At 51.3% G+C, this 17,517-nt stretch carries 23 protein-coding genes; 17 read left to right on the top strand and 6 right to left on the bottom strand.

Annotation, left to right across the window (positions count from 1 at the left end; genetic code table 11):
* The first annotated feature begins 154 nt into the window (after window positions 1–154).
* Genes GQS10_RS03650 through GQS10_RS03660 form a run of 3 tightly spaced genes read left to right on the top strand, consistent with a single transcriptional unit; the run spans window position 155 to window position 2,455 of the window.
* Window positions 155–922 carry a metal ABC transporter ATP-binding protein gene (locus GQS10_RS03650; protein ID WP_166239114.1) on the top strand — a complete coding sequence of 256 codons (768 nt, stop codon included), beginning with the start codon at window positions 155–157 and terminating at the stop codon, window positions 920–922.
* A 3-nt stretch (window positions 923–925) separates the two neighbouring features.
* A complete protein-coding gene (locus tag GQS10_RS03655) occupies window positions 926–1,732 on the top strand; it encodes a metal ABC transporter permease (protein WP_166239116.1) in 807 nt (268 codons plus the stop codon).
* Between the two features lie 15 nt (window positions 1,733–1,747).
* Window positions 1,748–2,455 (top strand): cytochrome c biogenesis CcdA family protein, encoded by a 708-nt coding sequence (locus GQS10_RS03660; RefSeq protein ID WP_166239118.1) that lies wholly within the window; start codon window positions 1,748–1,750, stop codon window positions 2,453–2,455.
* A 7-nt stretch (window positions 2,456–2,462) separates the two neighbouring features.
* Here the strand turns inward: GQS10_RS03660 and splB are convergent, their stop codons facing one another.
* Window positions 2,463–3,521: a spore photoproduct lyase gene (splB, locus tag GQS10_RS03665; protein WP_166239120.1), complete on the bottom strand. Its 1,059-nt coding sequence runs from the start codon at window positions 3,519–3,521 to the stop codon at window positions 2,463–2,465.
* Between the two features lie 140 nt (window positions 3,522–3,661).
* On the opposite strand from splB, the gene mntR reads away from it, so the two are divergent.
* Together mntR and GQS10_RS03675 are read left to right on the top strand one after the other, a co-directional pair.
* Entirely contained in the window at window positions 3,662–4,084 is a 423-nt protein-coding gene (gene mntR, locus GQS10_RS03670) for a transcriptional regulator MntR (RefSeq protein WP_166239122.1), read from the top strand.
* A gap of 148 nt (window positions 4,085–4,232) precedes the next feature.
* Window positions 4,233–5,198: a patatin-like phospholipase family protein gene (locus GQS10_RS03675; RefSeq protein WP_166239124.1), complete on the top strand. Its 966-nt coding sequence runs from the start codon at window positions 4,233–4,235 to the stop codon at window positions 5,196–5,198.
* Here the strand turns inward: GQS10_RS03675 and GQS10_RS03680 are convergent.
* On the bottom strand, window positions 5,195–5,464 hold the full coding sequence (locus tag GQS10_RS03680; RefSeq protein WP_166239126.1) for a hypothetical protein: 270 nt from the start codon (window positions 5,462–5,464) through the stop codon (window positions 5,195–5,197). The two genes, GQS10_RS03675 and GQS10_RS03680, sit on opposite strands and share 4 nt — an antisense overlap.
* A 16-nt stretch (window positions 5,465–5,480) precedes the next feature.
* Window positions 5,481–6,431, bottom strand: coding sequence for a DUF1385 domain-containing protein (locus GQS10_RS03685; RefSeq protein ID WP_166239128.1), 951 nt, complete (start codon window positions 6,429–6,431; stop codon window positions 5,481–5,483).
* Window positions 6,432–6,563: 132 nt separating this feature from the next.
* Between GQS10_RS03685 and GQS10_RS03690 the strand changes: the two genes are divergently transcribed.
* The 5 genes from GQS10_RS03690 (at window position 6,564) to GQS10_RS03710 (ending at window position 10,693) form a co-directional block, all read left to right on the top strand.
* On the top strand, window positions 6,564–7,049 hold the full coding sequence (locus tag GQS10_RS03690) for a YqhR family membrane protein (protein WP_166239130.1): 486 nt from the start codon (window positions 6,564–6,566) through the stop codon (window positions 7,047–7,049).
* Between the two features lie 86 nt (window positions 7,050–7,135).
* Window positions 7,136–7,585 carry a type II 3-dehydroquinate dehydratase gene (aroQ, locus tag GQS10_RS03695; protein ID WP_166239532.1) on the top strand — a complete coding sequence of 150 codons (450 nt, stop codon included), beginning with the start codon at window positions 7,136–7,138 and terminating at the stop codon, window positions 7,583–7,585.
* 3 nt (window positions 7,586–7,588) lie between these two features.
* Window positions 7,589–8,677, top strand: coding sequence for a M24 family metallopeptidase (locus GQS10_RS03700; RefSeq protein ID WP_166239132.1), 1,089 nt, complete (start codon window positions 7,589–7,591; stop codon window positions 8,675–8,677).
* A 32-nt stretch (window positions 8,678–8,709) separates the two neighbouring features.
* A complete protein-coding gene (gene efp / locus GQS10_RS03705) occupies window positions 8,710–9,267 on the top strand; it encodes an elongation factor P (RefSeq protein WP_166239134.1) in 558 nt (185 codons plus the stop codon).
* A gap of 169 nt (window positions 9,268–9,436) precedes the next feature.
* Window positions 9,437–10,693, top strand: coding sequence for an aspartate kinase (locus tag GQS10_RS03710; protein ID WP_166239136.1), 1,257 nt, complete (start codon window positions 9,437–9,439; stop codon window positions 10,691–10,693).
* Between the two features lie 58 nt (window positions 10,694–10,751).
* Here the strand turns inward: GQS10_RS03710 and GQS10_RS03715 are convergent, their stop codons facing one another.
* From GQS10_RS03715 to comA, 3 genes are all read right to left on the bottom strand, one after another.
* On the bottom strand, window positions 10,752–11,216 hold the full coding sequence (locus tag GQS10_RS03715; RefSeq protein WP_166239138.1) for a DUF441 family protein: 465 nt from the start codon (window positions 11,214–11,216) through the stop codon (window positions 10,752–10,754).
* Between the two features lie 79 nt (window positions 11,217–11,295).
* Window positions 11,296–12,009, bottom strand: coding sequence for a 2-phosphosulfolactate phosphatase (locus GQS10_RS03720; RefSeq protein ID WP_166239140.1), 714 nt, complete (start codon window positions 12,007–12,009; stop codon window positions 11,296–11,298).
* Window positions 12,010–12,060: 51 nt separating this feature from the next.
* Window positions 12,061–12,879, bottom strand: a complete 819-nt coding sequence (gene comA, locus GQS10_RS03725) for a phosphosulfolactate synthase (RefSeq protein WP_166239142.1) — start codon at window positions 12,877–12,879, stop codon at window positions 12,061–12,063.
* Between the two features lie 197 nt (window positions 12,880–13,076).
* Here comA and GQS10_RS03730 point away from each other — a divergent pair, with 197 nt between their 5' ends.
* From GQS10_RS03730 to spoIIIAF, 7 genes are all read left to right on the top strand, one after another.
* Entirely contained in the window at window positions 13,077–13,343 is a 267-nt protein-coding gene (locus tag GQS10_RS03730; RefSeq protein WP_166239144.1) for a YqhV family protein, read from the top strand.
* A gap of 74 nt (window positions 13,344–13,417) precedes the next feature.
* Window positions 13,418–14,419, top strand: coding sequence for a stage III sporulation protein AA (spoIIIAA, locus tag GQS10_RS03735; RefSeq protein ID WP_166239146.1), 1,002 nt, complete (start codon window positions 13,418–13,420; stop codon window positions 14,417–14,419).
* The gene (gene spoIIIAB / locus GQS10_RS03740) at window positions 14,412–14,927 is read left to right on the top strand and encodes a stage III sporulation protein SpoIIIAB (protein WP_166239148.1); all 516 of its coding nucleotides are present in this window, start codon (window positions 14,412–14,414) and stop codon (window positions 14,925–14,927) included. Before spoIIIAA ends, spoIIIAB begins: the two co-directional genes overlap by 8 nt.
* Before the next feature lie 16 nt (window positions 14,928–14,943).
* Window positions 14,944–15,147, top strand: a complete 204-nt coding sequence (spoIIIAC, locus tag GQS10_RS03745; protein WP_166239150.1) for a stage III sporulation protein AC — start codon at window positions 14,944–14,946, stop codon at window positions 15,145–15,147.
* A 9-nt stretch (window positions 15,148–15,156) separates the two neighbouring features.
* Window positions 15,157–15,546, top strand: a complete 390-nt coding sequence (gene spoIIIAD / locus GQS10_RS03750) for a stage III sporulation protein AD (RefSeq protein ID WP_166239534.1) — start codon at window positions 15,157–15,159, stop codon at window positions 15,544–15,546.
* 38 nt (window positions 15,547–15,584) lie between these two features.
* The gene (spoIIIAE, locus tag GQS10_RS03755) at window positions 15,585–16,805 is read left to right on the top strand and encodes a stage III sporulation protein AE (RefSeq protein WP_166239151.1); all 1,221 of its coding nucleotides are present in this window, start codon (window positions 15,585–15,587) and stop codon (window positions 16,803–16,805) included.
* 12 nt (window positions 16,806–16,817) lie between these two features.
* Window positions 16,818–17,495 carry a stage III sporulation protein AF gene (spoIIIAF, locus tag GQS10_RS03760; RefSeq protein WP_166239153.1) on the top strand — a complete coding sequence of 226 codons (678 nt, stop codon included), beginning with the start codon at window positions 16,818–16,820 and terminating at the stop codon, window positions 17,493–17,495.
* Window positions 17,496–17,517: the final 22 nt, after the last annotated feature.

Genomic DNA, 17,517 nt, shown 5'->3' on the forward strand with positions numbered 1-17,517 from the left:
CCGGGCCATCGGTGGGCTTTTTTTTCGATCCATGCGCATCCTAAAAAAGATTGACACAACCGCATGCCGGGCGTATAATTTGTCCTTGTTATTAATAAGAATAATTACGATTTATATAGATAAAGAATCGGCAGAAAGAAAGGAGCGTGACCGAATGAATCAGCACTGCCATGAACCGGTTTTATCGCTGAGAGGAGTCCGTTACGCATATGAACACAAAACAATACTGGATGGCCTGGATGCCGAGGTGCTGGAGCGTGATTTTGTTGGTATCATAGGCTCCAACGGTGCGGGAAAGACGACATTGCTGAAGCTGATTGTCGGCTTACTCAAGCCAAACGCAGGAGAAATCCGGCTGTTTGGCGAACCGATCCATAAATTTACCCAGTGGCACCGCATCGGCTATGTGCCTCAGAAAAATGCTCTAAATCCGTTGTTTCCTGCAACGGTTCGCGAGGTGGTGCTTTCGGGTCTTTACGGGAAGCGAAACCTATTCCGTAGGCTGACGGACCAGGATAAGAAGAAAGGCGAAGAAGCCCTGCGTGCGCTTCATATCGAAGATCTTGCAGAACGCCGCATCGGCCAGCTTTCCGGGGGCCAGCAGCAGCGTGTGTTTTTGGCGCGTGCGCTGATTAATCAGCCGGACCTGCTTATTCTGGATGAACCGACGGTGGGTGTAGACGCGGAAACGCAGGAAAGCTTCTTTCAGCTCATACGCCATATGCATCAGCATCACCGCATGACGTTTCTTATGGTTTCCCATGATGTTGAAATGATGAAGTCGTATCTCGGCGACAAGCCGAAGCAAAGCTTTGGGAAGCTCAACTTTTATGTACAGCATACGCATGAACCGGAAAATTGCGGCGAAACCGATTTGACGCATTCGCTGCAGGCCGTACCGGCTGCAGGGGTGGGGAGATAATTCATGGATATATTTTTGTACGGCTTTTTTCAATACGCGCTTTTCGGAGGAATGCTGATCGGCTTGGCAGCCCCCATGATTGGAATGTTTTTGGTGCTTCGCCGCATGTCTATGATCGGAGATACCATTTCCCACGTATCCATAGCAGGGGTCGCGCTCGGCTTTTTGATCGGTACTCAGTACCCGATTATGGTAGGATTGCTGTTTGCCGTCATCGCTTCATTTGCCATCGAATGGCTGCGCCGTTCCTATAAAACCTATGCGGAGCTTTCGATTGCCATTATGCTTTCAGGGGGCATTGCGCTGACGAGCTTTTTGTTTACCCTAGGAAGAAGCTTTGATAAAAATGTTACCTCGTACTTGTTCGGCAGTATTTATACGCTGGACCGGCTGGATTTGACGTTAATTGTGGTCATTACGGCAGTGGTTGTGGCGGCTGTACTGATCAACTACAAAGAGCTGTTTTTGATGACCTTTGATGAGGATGCGGCTGCGGTAAACGGATTGCCTTCGCGATTTTACAATGTTATGATTACGGTGCTTACCGCCCTTGTCATCAGTGTCGCCATTAAGGTGGTCGGCGCGCTTCTCGTATCGGCATTGCTGACGATCCCTGTCGCATGCAGCCTGCTTGTTGCCCGCAGCTTTAAGCGTGCGATGTGGCTTTCCGTGTTGTTTTCGGAAATCGCGGTTGCCGTTGGCTTAAGCGTAGCCGGTGTAGCGAGCTGGGCTCCAGGTGGTACGGTCGTGCTGCTGCTCATTGCGATGCTGATCATCGTTATGGTTACGAAACGGCGGGTTCGGATGTAGTAAGGAGGCTCTTGGATGGAGTTAAATCTTTGGATTGCTTTTGGAGCGGGATTTGCGTCGTTTATTTCTCCGTGCTGTTTGCCGCTTTATCCTTCGTACTTATCGTATATTACCGGTTTTTCGGTTTCGAAGCTAAAGGAGGAGAAAACCGCGGAGGTCCGGCTGCGGACGCTGCTGCATACGTTGTTTTTTACTCTTGGCTTTTCGGTAGTCTTTTATTCACTTGGCTTTGGCGCCGGAATCTTGGCGGAATGGTTTACGATGAACCGTGAGCTGATCAGCAAGCTGACAGGCATATTGATCGTTGTGATGGGTTTGTTTTTACTCGGCATTTTTCAGCCGCAATTTTTGATGAAGGAACGCAAGCTTCAGCTTAACGGCAAGCCGGCCGGGTATTTTGGCTCCTTCGTGGTTGGGATCGGCTTTGCCGCAGGCTGGTCGCCGTGTATCGGGCCGATTTTGGCAGCCATTACGGCACTCGCCGCAACCGAGCCCGGCATCTGGCTCGGGCTCATTACGGCGTACACCATCGGTTTCGCGCTGCCGTTCTTACTATTGGCCTTTTTTATAGGCTCGACCAAATGGATTCTTCGTTACAGCTCAACGATCATGAAAATCGGCGGTGCAGTTATGGTCATCATGGGCATTTTGCTCTATACCGGCCAAATGTTCCGTCTGACGATTTGGTTTACGAGTATTACTCCGGATTGGCTTAAATTTTAGCTTTACGTTACGTAAAATAATCAATCGAGGAGCTCGGAAACTTCTCGAAAATTTGCTCCGTTATAAACTCGCGCAGGGCATTTGCCTGTTCATCGGGATATACATATTTGCCCTGCCCGTATTTTCCCCATTTGTATTTCCGCTTTGCTTCATCCATTTCCAGCTTCGTCTTCGGATAGCGCTGTTCAATGACCCGCTTGGCGGTTTTCGTAAAGCGGTGCTGTATCAGCTCAAAGGTCAGCTGCTTCTCCGCATCGGCCGGAAGCTCCGCCTTAAGCCGGCGGAACAGCTCGGCATATCCTTCCTCCCAGCCGTCAAACCAAATAATCGGCGCTACTATAAACCCAACCGGATAACCGGCCCGAGCCATTTTTCCGGCCGCTTCAATACGTTCCGAGAACCCGGAGGTTGCCGGTTCAAAATTTTTAATGACATAATCCGCGTTCACGCTAAACCGCACCCTTGTATGACCGTTATGCGGCAGATCCAGCAGCGGCTCGACATGATGAAACTTCGAAACGAAGCGCAGCCGCCCCAAGGGCTGTTCCGCCATAAAACGGATCAAATCGGACAGCGATCCGGTAATGTGCTCCAGGCCGAGCGGGTCGGAGGTACAAGCCGCTTCGAAGCGCGTGATTTCCGGCTCGCGCTCCTGGATATATTTTTCCGCCGCTCCGGTAATGTCGTCCATGTTAACATAAACGCGAATGTAAGGCTTCGCGCCCAGCGTCGTTTGCAAATAACAGTAGTGGCAGTGTGCCATGCAGCCGGTTGCAATCGGAATGGCGTATTCGGCAGACGGCTTCGATTGCTCGAATTTGAGTGTCTTTTTCACTCCCACTACAAGAGTCCGTTTGGCAATGCGGTATTTTTCAAGCTCGCTGTCTCCCGGCAAATTTGTGATCCGGTTATGCGAGGTCGTCATACGAATCGGAAGATCCTGCGCTTGCGCCCATTCATAAATTTTTTTTCCTTTTGGATAGTCCAAGGAATCCGGTTCAAAATAAACAAGCTCGGGTAAAAATAGGTTTGATTTCCTCGGGGGCGTTAGAAGCTCAGTGGCCATGGGACACCTCCTTTTTTGTTATAGTGTGCTTCAAGCGGGCCGCAATCAAGCCGCCCAATTGCTGGCGTAAAGCTTGCGCTTTTGCCGTTGAACGGGTATCATACTGTATGTACTTGCCATTTTGAGAGGAGGAAAGCCGCATGCCCACGCCGAGTATGGAAGACTACCTAGAGCGAATATATCGGCTCATCGACGAGAAGGGGTATGCACGGGTTTCCGATATCGCGGAAGGACTTGAGGTCCATCCATCATCCGTTACGAAAATGATCCAGAAGCTGGACAAGGATGAATATTTGATTTACGAGAAATACCGTGGACTAATTTTAACTTCCAAAGGCAAAAAGATCGGGAAACGACTGGTGGACAGGCATCATTTGCTGGAGGAGTTTCTTCATGGCATCGGCGTCATGGAGGAGAATATTTATAAGGATGTGGAAGGAATCGAGCACCACTTAAGCTGGGACTCGATTACATGCATCGAAACACTTCTTGAATATTTCCGCAGGCACCCGGAATATCGGGAGGAAATGTTGAAAATCCGCAGTGAAATGGATAATGAATAACCAAGGAAGAGCGTCCAGCAGTGGACGTTTTTTTAATTGGCAAAGGAAGTTCGATAGCCTCATTGTTTTTCGACTTACATGAGTCAAGCCCGGTCCGCATATAAGATCAGTAAATAGAGCTAACAAGCGGTGCGAGCGGGGGGCTTATGTGAAGGTAAATGCTGTTTTTGAAGGCGGAGGCGTAAAGGGAATCGGGCTGGTTGGAGCGGTCAAAGCAGCGGAAAAAGCGGGTTTTACGTTCCATAGTGTGGCGGGAACCTCATCCGGAGCGATTGTAGCCGCATTTTTGGCGGCAGGTTATACCGCGGATGAAATGAAACGGATGATTATTTCTATGCCGTTTGCTAATTTCATTAAACCGACCTGGCTTCATCAATTACGAATTGTAGGTCCTGGGGTACGCCTTTTTCTGAAAAAGGGTCTGCATGCCGGGGATGCGCTGGAGAAGTGGGTGGCGGAGAAGCTTACGGCCAAGGGCGTTCGGACGTTTGGCGATTTGCCGCCGCAGAAGCTTCGGGTCGTCGCTTCGGATATTTCAATGGGCAAAATGCTAGTGCTGCCCAATGCGATTGAGCAGTATGGCTTTGATCCGGCACGACTTCCGATCGCCAAAGCGGTTCGGATGAGCACGAGTATTCCATATTTTTTCGATCCTGTTATTTTACGAATGCCCCTAAGTAGAAAAGGCAAGCAGCCCTCATTTTCCAATCAATTTATTTATATCGTCGATGGCGCCATTTTAAGCAATTTCCCGCTGTGGCTGTTTGATGAATCCGAATATCAGGGGCCTAAGCTGCCTACCCTCGGTTTTATGCTGGTCGGAAAGCAAGGCTCACTGGTTCGGCAAATTAACGGTCCTCTTTCTATGCTTAACGCTTTGTTTTCCACGATGCTGGGTGCCCATGACGAACGGTATATCGAGGACCAGTATCGATATCGAACGATAAAAATACCTACGCTCGGTGTAAGTACGACAGAATTTGATATTAAAGAAGAAAAAAGCCTGGAGCTGTTTGATTCCGGCTTCCAGGCAGGCGAAAAATTTATTGCAAAGCTGCTTAACGATGAACAGATGATAAAAGTGTTTCGGTCAAACGGCAGGTATATGCCTTAATGGTATTTCGGCGGTTCTTCGTCGTCCGGCTTGCGGCCTGGAATGACGCGGAAGGTATTCCGACGCTTCGTTTCGCGCTGCCGGCCGGGCTGAAAGCCGCCCCTGCGACCAAGCTTTGGCGGGTTTTTGTAAAAATAAAACACAAGGCCAAACACGAGAAGGGGGATCAGCATTCCAGAAGGATTGCGCAAGAAAAGCTCCAATACCCCAATTACAATTAATCCTGCAATGATATATCCGGCAACCGAAAACCTTCTTCCTCTCATGCAGTCATCCCTCCCGTTAGTTGTTAGCGTTTGATGAATTGTAACGGCGGTCCGCCTCCAGCATTCTTTGGAAGGAGGCAATAGCAACCTCCACTTGATCGTCGGTCGGTTCCTTGGTCGTCAGCTTCTGCAGCATCAGCCCCGGATAACCGAGCCATCTCAATACAGCGTTGTCCTTCACACTGTTCGTAAACCGGAGCACCTCGTATGAAACACCGACAACCACGGGAAGGAGCGCTATACGCTGCAGCACACGTTCCCAGATGTCATCATAAGAGAATAACGAATAAATAATAACCCCAATTAGCACGGTGAACACCATAAAGCTGCTTCCGCACCGGTAGTGCAGCGTGTTGTATTTCTGCACGTTTGCCACGGTAAGCGGGTCGCCGGCCTCGTAAGCGGTAATTACTTTATGCTCCGCGCCGTGATATTGGAAAAGCCTCTTGATCAACGGCGTTTGTGCAATCAGCTGGATGTATACGACGAGGAGGATGATCTTGATAAAGCCTTCGATAAGGTTATGAATGACATCTTGGTTGACGAAAAATCTTCCGAATAGCAGATCTTCAATAAATACCGGGACGAGCGTAAATATAAATTTGCCAAAAATAAAGGAAAGCACTCCAACGACCGCAACCCCTAAAATCATCGTCAGCTTGGAGTCCATCGTCTCCTTCTTCTGCTCGGCAGGCTCATCACTGTCTTCTGCATAGGCCTCCGCCGAGAAATTAAGATGCTGCGAGCCTTTGGCGCTGGATTCCACCAGTGCGACAAGGCCGCGGATAAATGGGATCTTTTTAAGTGCTGTAAGCCGCTTGGCCGGCTTTTTCGGTACTTCGAAAAAGTCAATCTGCTTGTTTTTACGCCTTACGGCCGTCACATGGACGTGCTGGCCGGCGAACATGACCCCTTCGATCACCGCTTGGCCGCCGTATACGGGAACAGGACATGCTTCTTGTGACAATCGGGCCACCATCCTCGATGAGTAATAGAATTATTGTACCGAAAAATCAAGGCAAATACCACATTTGCCTGACGATTACAGTCAGGTGGTGTTGCACATACTACGAAAAACGTTTGAGAGGATGGTTAAGCTATGAAAAAGCAGACGCAGACGGTGCGCCATACGAATAAGTTCGGCTTCGCGCTGCAGCTCGGAGTATATGCAGGTCTCATTTGGGGTGCGATTAAGATGATTTCTTATTTTCTAAATTTTTCGCAGGTGTTACCGGGCTACATGGCAGAACCGTTTTTCACCCATGATTTTATCGCCGGCTGGGGCGGCCACTTTGTCGGCTGGCTGTTTTTTATTGTGTTTTCGCTGGTGGCGAGCTTCATTTATACTTACGCCCTTTCGAAGCTTAAAGGTCCATGGTTCGGAATCGCTTATGGCGCGGCTTGGTTTTTTCTAATTTATTTGCTCGTCGGTCCGTTAACCGGTATGATGCCGTGGATCGGGAATATGAGCTGGGACACTTATATTGTTGACCTTTGCATTTATTTGCTGTGGGGCATCTTTATCGGTTACACCGCTTCCTTGGAATATACGGATGAGCGGCAGCGCGAGCCGGAATCGGCGTAAGAAACCATTTCCATTGAACGCCCCTATATGGTAAAATGGCAATTGGTGCTTGAAATCGGGTTGTTTCATGGAATTGGAGGCCGCCGCTGTTGAACATTGTTTTATTAAACGGACCGAACCTGAATATGCTCGGCATTCGGGAGCCGGGAGTATACGGCAGCGTTACGTTAGGCTCGATTGAAGCTGAAGTGACGAAGCTTGGCGAACAGCTGGGGGTCACGGTTGAATGTTTTCAGTCGAACCATGAAGGGGCGCTGATTGACCGAATTCATGCGGCATATGGACAAGCTCAAGGGATCATCATCAATCCTGGCGCGTTTACGCATTACAGCTACGCGATTCGTGATGCCCTTAGTGCCGTTGCGCTCCCTGTTGTAGAAGTGCATATTTCGAATATTCACAAGCGTGAGGAGTTCCGTCATACTTCCGTGACAGCGCCTGTTTGTGTTGGGCAAATCTGCGGATTGGGCGCCCACGGCTACGAGCTTGCGCTGCTTGCCCTGCACCGACATCTTACCCGTACGGGGGAGGAATAAGGAATGAGCATTCCTAACCGATTATCGAAACTTCGCAGTGCGATGCGTGACAATGGCCTTCCGGCTTTGCTGATCATGAGCGGCTTTAATCGCAAGTATATGACAGGCTTTACCGGTTCGGCGGGATATGTGCTCGTGACGGAAGACGAAGCGATTTTGTTTACGGATTTCCGCTACATGACTCAAGCCCCGCAGCAGGCAAAACACTTTACGGTTGTGGAGCACGAGCAGGTCAGACCGCTGGGAACGGTAAAGTCTACGTTAAAAAATCTCGGAATCGCTGAGCTTGGCTTCGAACAGAACCATGTCAGCTATGCATCCTATCAATCCCTTGTGCAGGAGCTTGAGGGCATTCGGATCGTTGCTGCGCCGCCGCTCGTTGAAGCGCTGCGGATGGTGAAGGACGAGGAAGAAATTGAAGTGATGCAGGAGGCGGCTGATTTAGCGGACGCTACCTTCTCGCATGTTCTGCAATATCTGAAGCCGGGTGCCAGTGAACGCGACATTGCGCTTGAAATTGAATTTTATATGCGCAAGCGCGGGGCGGTTTCGTCTTCGTTTGATACGATTGTCGCTTCCGGCGAACGTTCGGCGCTTCCTCACGGGGTGGCAAGCGATAAGAAGATCGGTGCAGGCGAGCTGGTCACACTGGATTTTGGTGCGCTCTATAAAGGATATTGCTCCGACATTACACGGACGGTATATGTTGGGGGCAATGGTGCGCCGGACCCGAAGGCAAAGGAAATTTATGATATCGTCCTGGAAGCGCAAATGGCGGTATTAGCCGCACTGAAGCCCGGCATGACCGGCAAGGAAGGCGATACGATCGCGAGAGATATTATCGCGCGTTACGGGTACGCCGAATACTTCGGCCATGGCACCGGACACGGACTGGGCATGGAAGTGCATGAGAGCCCGAGGCTGAACAAGACGGGTGACGTTGTTCTCCAGCCAGGCATGGTAGTAACGGTGGAGCCGGGAATTTATTTGCCGGGATTCGGAGGCGTACGCATCGAAGACGACGTCGTCATGACGGAGGGCGGAATTCGGATTTTAACGCGTTCCAGCAAACAATTTACGGTGCTGGAATAGCGACATACATATGCTTTCAGGAGGGAATTACATTGATTTCAGTTAACGAATTTAAGACAGGCCTTACCATCGAAGTGGAAGGCGATATTTTTACAGTACAGGATTTCCAGCACGTAAAACCGGGTAAGGGCGCGGCATTCGTTCGTTCCCGTCTGAAAAACCTCCGCAACGGCAACATCGTTGAACGTACCTTCCGCGCAGGTGAAAACGTAGCACGTGCTATCGTTGAAAACCGTACGATGCAGTATCTGTACAACAGCGGCGACGAGTACACGTTTATGGATACGGAAACCTTCGACCAAATCGGTCTCAGCCGCAAGCAGCTGGAGTGGGAGCTTAACTTCCTGAAAGAAAACATGAACGTACAGATCTCCAGCTACCAAGGCGAAATTATCGGCATCAGCCTGCCGAACAGCGTTGATTTGAAGGTGATCGAGACCGAGCCGGGCATTAAGGGCAATACGGCGACGGGCGCTACGAAAAACGCTAAGATGGAAACCGGACTGGACGTTCAAGTGCCGCTCTTTATTAACGAAGGCGACGTACTTCTTATTGATACTCGCGAAGGAAAGTACATTTCCCGCGCATAACCCGTTCGATGGATTAGGCTTTTCGGAATTGGATGCATGCAGCATTCAATTCCGAAAAGCCTTTTTCGTCGTTAAAGTTTTCTGAAAAATTAGGCAAACATCCCCACAAGGCGCCGATCGTATGGTATAATGTAACAATGTAATTTTAAAGGCATGGGAGTGAGACGAATTGGCATTAGTGGTCATGAAATTCGGCGGCAGTTCCGTTGGCACACCCGAACGGATGCTCCGCGTAGCGAATCGGATTAAAGAAAAGCAAGCGGAAGGCAACTCCTGTGTCGTTGTCGTTTCCGCAATGGGCGATACGACGGATGATTTGATTGATTTATCCAAACAATTGAACAGCAACCCGCCGGCGCGGGAAATGGATATGCTGCTAACAACGGGAGAGCAGGTGTCTGTAGCTCTGTTGTCGATGACGCTCCACGGACTTGGAGTAGACGCGGTCTCGTATACCGGCTGGCAGGCGGGAATGCTGACGGAGCCGGTTCATGGGAAGGCTCGCATTATGGATATTAAGCCGGAGCGGATTCATGCTTCACTGGATGCCGGTAAAGTTGTCATTGTAGCCGGCTTCCAAGGGATGTCGGAGTCTGGGGAAATTACAACGCTTGGACGCGGCGGCTCCGACACGACGGCTGTGGCCTTAGCGGCAGCTGTCAAAGCGGATCTATGTGAAATCTATACGGACGTCGATGGAATCTATTCGACGGATCCTAGAATTGTAAAGGTTGCGCGCAAGCTGAAGGAAATTTCGTATGACGAAATGCTGGAGCTGGCGAACCTTGGCGCAGCGGTGCTTCACCCTCGTGCGGTTGAGTACGCAAAGCATTATAACGTCAATCTGGTTGTTCGTTCTAGCTTTACTTATAACGAGGGGACATCGGTTAAGGAGGATGCGGTAATGGAGCAGGGAGTAGTAGTCAGCGGAATCGCTTATGATAAAAATGTAGCGCGCATCAGCTTGCTGGGCGTGCAGGACGTACCGGGACAGCTTGCCCAGGTATTCGGCGCACTTTCGAACGAGGGCGTCAACGTAGATATTATCGTGCAAAGCGGCGCACTTCTTAACGGCGAAGCCAATTTCTCTTTCACTGTTGCGCTGTCCGATCTGGACAAAGCGGTGCAAGTGCTTGAGAAGCTGCAGGAAAAGCTGCATTACCGCGGCGTAGAATCCGAGCAGGGTCTTGTAAAAATATCGATCGTCGGTGCCGGCATGGTGAGCAACCCTGGGGTTGCGGCACGGATGTTCCAAATTATTTCGGAGCAAAATGTCAGCATCAAGATGGTCAGCACGTCCGAAATTAAGGTTTCCTGTGTCATTGAACGCGAGCCGCTGCAGGATGTCATTCGTGCACTGCACACCGGCTTCGGTCTCGATTCCGACGAACAGGCTTTTGTCGGTGGACCGTCCGAACGCCGATAATCACAACAGTCGAAAGCCCGACCGAATGCCGGTCGGGCTTTTTTATCGGGCTGTCTGCTTAAACGAAACGATCAAAGATGAAATAAAACACTTTTAATAAGATGACAGTAATCCCGGCGGCCATTAACGGTCCGACCGGGATTCCTTTTAGAAATACAATCCCGAAGATCGATCCGATGACAAGGCCGACAATCAGCTGCGGATCCGCCTTCAGCAGATCAAGCCCTTTTCCATTCAGAAAGGTTGCGAACGCTCCGCCCGTCAGCGCCAATATTCCCGGCCATGTGGTGAATACGGACAAGATGTCTTTTATGGAAATGCGTTCGCTTGCGAAGGGCACGAGCACGCCCATTGTTAAAAACAGCAGGCCGAGCTCTAAACCTCGCCTCTCAATCGTCGGCAAGAAGCGCTCCAAGCTGACAAGCTTTACGACGAGCAGTATGCAGGCCGCTGTTGTAATGATCGGAGAACGCCCGATCATACCGATGAGAATTAAAACGAGCAACAGCACATCTCCGTTCACGTCAAAAACCCCTGTCCATGATAGAGTACAAGTCTAGTCTATGAACAGGGGGGCATTTTAGAACAAGAACGCAGAAATCCTATTGAATCGGCTTAAGAATATGTCCGTGGAGCTTCGGAACGGTGCTGGATACGCTGATTTCCGTGCAGAACCCGACGTCCTGCGAGTAACCCAGCTTCGTTAGACGAATCCCGTTGCTGCAGTTAAGAATAGTATCCGTCAAATTTGCGCGATGCTGCAGGAACGCCGCTTCCATCGCGAGTCCGAAATCGTTTGGAGCGAGTACACCCTTTGCTACCGAACGGATCTCATGCAGCAGTGCTCCGGCGCATAACCCATCCTCTAATGAAAATACGTCCTGAGTTCCCGCGCAGAGAAGTACAATATCTTTGTCTAAAGCAGCCGCTGCCTTGGCGCAGGCAGCCGCATTCCGAAATGAGCCGGCAAGCACACAGCCGGCCTTTTGCGCCTTTTGAATCGCTCTTGTGCCATTTGTCGTTGTCATAATTAGTCTGCGTCCTGCAATGCTGCCGTCTAAAAATTCATAAGGGGAATTCCCGTAATCAAAGCCGGGAATTTTTTTGCAGCCGCGCTCACCGCCGAGCAAATCTCCGGCCTGCTGCAGGCTTCGTGCCTGAGCGACCGTTTCTACAGGCACAATGCCTTCCGCCCCTTGTTCAAGAGCGGTCGTCATGACGGTTGTCGCACGGAGCACATCGATCGCGACGACGGTTTTGTGCAGCAAATCATCAACAATTGCTTCGCCTACGCTCGCAATGACATCCACACGCATACCAAGTGCCTCCTTATTCATATAATATTGGTACGAAACAAGGATGAAGCATTATTTATTGTGGTTTTCTGTTCGCATCCCTAACTTCATCGTATCCGACCTTAGCCCGCGGCGCAATGCCTCGAGCGCGATAACTTCCTCAGGAGCGATGTTGCCAAGATGAATATCCGGCCCGAGCTTCAGGATGAGCTGTGTTTGCTGCGACTTGAGGGGCGCTTCCCACATTAAACAATCTGGACTTGGCACATTTTTAATGACGAGGTCGATCTCATCCTCTTTGCATTCTCCGTTTTCATCAAAAATGCCGACGCCGATCCCGGATTCACGCCCTTCCACGGTAACATGCGCGGCGCCAAGCGAAATATCCGTATGGACCGTCTCCAGAAAGTCCTCGATCTCAATCTGAGAGCCCCACATCTTTTTACCGTATTCCGTGTACACTTCCAGTCCCTCATCCAATCCCCGGATAATAAGCTCACTGCGCAGACGGCGATTCATATCAATCGTACCGTCCGATACCTCGATTGCGGTAAATCCAAGCTTTGTCACCGATTGGAAAAAGCTTGCCACGAGCCCCTTCGTAATCGCCACCTCGAGAAACGTGCCCCCAGGCATGATCGCGATACCGTTTTGCTTTGCAATCGCAATCTTTTCTAGCAGCGCTTTCCGGCTGTAAAGCACGGAGGTGCCGAATCCAAGCTTAATCATGTCAATGTAAGCTCCGGACGTTTCAAGCAGATCCTCGTAAGCACGGATGCCCAGACCTTTATCGATGACCATCGTTTTGCCAGCTGTTCTAGGTTTACCCGCCCGCGAACCGGTCGGGTCCTGCAGCATCGGATGCCACTCCGCATGCGGTTTTGCTTCCATGAACTGAATTCTCCTCGCTGTTTTGGATTTCTCTCGCAAGCAATATATGCATCAGCGGATAGGGGTGTGCCCATTTGGCAGGCATCGGTGTTCGGTGTGACGATTTCTTTTGCAGAAAAAGACGAGCTACATCCTAAACAGAGACAGGCCTGCATACAATGGATTGAATGCGATCGTCGGGGAGGGTTTAAAAGGATATGGTAAACAAAATTGTAATGACAATGGCCATGCTGCGCGTGTTTTCAGGTTTAGTAGAATTGACCGCAGCACTGCTCATGCTTCGCTTTAACTCGGTGGAGAAAGCGCTGCTAGTGAATTCCTCACTGGCGCTGGTCGGTCCTCTCGTCATGCTGACCGTAACGACGGTGGGACTCGTCGGCGTAGCCGATAAGTTTTCCTTCGGGAAGCTGGCTTGGATTCTCGCAGGTGTCGCACTCATTTTTATCGGTATCTTAAAAAAGTAAATCTAGCAATTAGTCATAAATAGACAGGCTGTGCATATAGATGTGGTAAACCTCGGACAACTTGGAGGGCCGCTATGACACAACAAATTGTAACCTTGCTGCCTCCTGATATCGCACAAGCGCTGCGGAAGCTTCCGGAACCGGCTGCTTCCGCACTAATGGAGATCCGAATTCGTGAGGCCAGGCCGCTGGAAATTGTATATGACGGAGGACACGGCTTTCTGCAGTTGGATGGGAGACTGAGAGCCGAGCCTCACGGGGCCTATCTCCCGACGCGATCCGATTGCTTGCGGCTGCTGGATACCTTAACGAATCACTCGGTGTATACGATCGAGGAGCAGCTCAAACGGGGATACATCACGATAGCCGGCGGCCACCGGGTCGGTTTTGCCGGACGAACGATTGTGGATTCCGGCAGGGTGAAGCTAATTAAAGATATTTCCAGCTTTAATATCCGGTTGGCGAGACAAGTCAAAGGCGCAGCTGCACCGATTTTGCCTTACCTGCTTGAGCCGGATGGTTCGACGGTCAAGCACACGCTCATCGTTTCACCGCCGATGGGAGGAAAGACGACGCTCCTGCGTGATTTGGTCCGTTTGATGAGCGGAGGCAGTCCCCCCCGCGTGAAAGCAGGCTGGAAGGTGGGCGTTGTCGATGAACGCTCGGAAATTGCGGCCTGCGTAGAAGGGACGCCGGTGTTCGATCTCGGGCCGCGTACGGACGTGCTGGACGGCTGTCCGAAGGCGGAGGGGATGATGATGCTCATCCGCTCGATGTCGCCGGAGGTTATCGCTGTCGACGAAATCGGCAGGCCTGAGGACGCGGCAGCAATCCACGAGGCGCTGCATGCCGGCATTCGCGTGGTGGCTACGGCGCACGGTCACAGCGTCGAGGACGTCGGCCGCAGACCGGCGCTGCGCGAGCTGATCGGTGAGCGCGTATTTTCCCGGTTTATTGTGATACAAGCGAGGAAGCCGGGGAATCGCAGAGGATTTTCCCTATCTGTATATGATGACTCCGGAAGACAGATCGCCGTCCCGGCACTCTCGGCGGGGAGGGAGGCAGCCGATGCTTAAATTGGTTGGAGCTGTCCTCATCATGTCCGCAGCAACCTTGTACGGCTTTCAGCGCGCTTCGCGGTATGGGAAGCGGCCGGTGCAAATCAGGCAGCTGATTCATGCGCTCCAGCTGCTGGAAACCGAAATTGTGTACGGCTATACGCCGCTGCCGACAGCACTCACGCGCATCGCCGCACAAACTCCAGCGCCGCTGGAGCGGCTGTTCCGGAAAACCGCGGAATTGATGCGGGAGCCCGGCGCCGTCACTGCCGATTGCTGGGAGCAGGCGGTGAAGGAAACGTGGAGCGATACCGCGATGGAAAAGGCGGAGCGGGAAATCGCTCAGCGGCTGGGCGCCAATCTGGGCCTTACCGACAGGCAGGATCAGGTCAAGCATATCCGGCTTGCCTCAAGCCAGCTCCGGTCGGAAGAAGAAACGGCCCGGGAGGATCAGCGGCGATACGAAAAAATGTGGCGTACGCTGGGGGTGTTGATGGGCGCATTGGTCGTAATTCTTATGTATTGACGGGATGTGATCGTTCATGAATATGGATGTCAACGCGATTTTTCAAATCGCCGGCATCGGCATTGTGATCGCCATGATCCATACCGTGCTGAAGCAAATGGGCAAGGAAGATATGGCTCATTGGGCGACGCTTATCGGATTCGTGGTCGTTATGCTGATGGTCATCCGAATGCTAGACGAGCTTTTTAAGGAAATCAAAACGATCTTTCTTTTCCAGTAGGTGGCGCCGATGCAAATCATTGAAATCGTAGGGCTCGCCTTGATTGCAACGGTGCTAACCCTAGTCATTAAGGAACAAAAGCCGATGTTTGCTTTCCTGCTGGCAACCTTTACCGGTATGGTCATCTTCCTCCTGCTGCTCGGGAACATATCCAACATCATGAGGGTGCTGGAGGGGCTGGCCCAAAAATCGGGCGTCAACATGGTGTACTTGAAGACCATTCTGAAAATAATCGGCATCGCATACATCGCCGAATTTGGGGCGCAGATCGTTCGGGATGCCGGACAAGAGTCCATCGCCTCGAAGGTGGAGCTGGCAGGGAAAATATTGATCATGGCTATGGCCCTTCCGATCATAACCGTCATTTTGGAAACGGTGCTGAAGCTTCTGCCTGCGTAAGCAGGAGCACAGCGGAGGAGCTGTAGGGGGGATAAATGATGCACCGTTATCTGATAGCAATCGCCGCCGCACTATTCCTGCTTTTATCCCTATGGCCCTTGCCTGCAGAGGTTATGGCTGCACCGGAAACCCAGAACACGCAAGCTCCGACATCTCAAGCCGATCCGCTAAACGGAGTCGTCCGCCAGCAGGCCGAGGAGGTTCCGTCTGAGCAGGTGGAGCAGTACTGGGACCGGTTAATGGAAAATTACGGTGAGTTTTTGCCGATAGAGCAGACCCCTACCTTGATGGAAATGCTGCTGCCGGGCGGTGAGAAGCTGAATCCGGTTAATGTCATCAAGGGGCTGGCGGGCTACTTTATCCGGGAAATCATTTTAAACGGAAAGCTGCTCGGATCTATTGTAATATTAGCGATTCTTAGCGTGATGCTTGAGACGCTGCAATCGGCTTTCGTTAGGGCTGAAGTGAGCAAAATTGCTTACGGCATCTGTTACATGGTACTGATCATCATCGCGTTTAACAGCTTTCATATCGCCATCACCTACGCCAATGACGCGATTGCCGACATGATTCATTTTATGATCGCTATGATTCCGGTTCTGCTTACGATGCTGGCTTCCATGGGCAATGTGATTTCCGTGACGGTACTGCATCCTTTGATCGTATTTATGATTCATACCGTCGGAACGTTCATTTATGTATTCGTATTTCCGCTCTTGTTCTTCTCCGCTGTCCTTCATATCGTCAGCTCGTTATCGGAGAAGTACAAGGTTACCCAGCTTGCCAATATGCTGCGGACGATCAGCATCGCGGGTTTGACGATTATGCTGACGATCTTTCTTGGAGTGATCTCCGTGCAGGGGGCGGCAGGCGGTGTTGCCGACGGGGTCACGCTCAAGACAGCGAAATATATCACTGGGCAGTTCGTCCCGGTGGTTGGCCGGATGTTTGCAGAAGCGTCGGATACGGTGATCAGCGCCTCCATGCTCATCAAAAACGCAGTAGGGCTAGCCGGGGTTATTATCATTCTTCTGCTTTGCGCATTCCCGGCGATGAAAATTTTGGCCTTGGCCTTTATCTATAACTTATGCGCCGCCGTCATGCAGCCACTCGGCACCAGTCCGATCGGCTCCTGCCTTCAGACCATCGGCAAAAGCTTGATTTATGTGTTTGCCGCTCTGGCGACGGTTGGGCTTATGTTCTTCTTCGCCATAACCGTGATGATTACGGTTGGAAACGTGTCGCTAATGGTGCGATAAGGAGGGAATCCGATGGATTGGCTAGCCGGCTGGCTGAAAGAAATTATCGCCATCATCCTTTTCGCCGCTTTTATCGATCTGATGCTCCCGAATCGCAGCATGGAGCGGTACGTAAAGCTGGTCGTCAGCTTGTTCATTCTGCTGACACTGCTGTCTCCGGTTGTCCGCTTGTTTCACACTGATGTGAACTTAAATGTGCTGGCTTCCTCGGTTTCGATGCAGCCGCGCACCTGGAGCACGGAAGTGGTTCCGCTTGACCAGGTTCTGGCCGAAGGAGAGCGGATGCGCAGCGCATCGAACGAGACGGTGCTGGTGCAGGTCGAGCAGACGCTGGAGAGAATGGTGCGGGAGCATGTGGAAAAACAGACCGGCTATAAGGTGACGGCGGTAGACGCTGTGCTACAAGCCGGAGAGGACGGCCAGCCGAAGGTTGCGAAGCTGTCTGTTTCCGTGGCGAATGAAAGCAGTCCAAAACCGGATGGCGGCTTGTCCGGAGAACCGATCGGCCAAGTGAAGCCGGTCATGATTGATATTTCCATCAATCCTGCGGCCGAAGCCGTATCGGAGGCTGCCGCCGAGCAAACGGTGAATGACATCCGTTCGAAGGTGAGCGAAGTGATTCACAGCGAATGGGGGATTGAACCGGGTGCGCTAAAGATCCACGTTGACGCCGACAGGAAGTCTTCCTGAAGTTTACGCTTGAAGGAGGTGA

The organism is Paenibacillus turpanensis, from assembly GCF_011421635.1.
GTDB classification, from domain to species: domain Bacteria; phylum Bacillota; class Bacilli; order Paenibacillales; family YIM-B00363; genus Paenibacillus_AK; species Paenibacillus_AK turpanensis.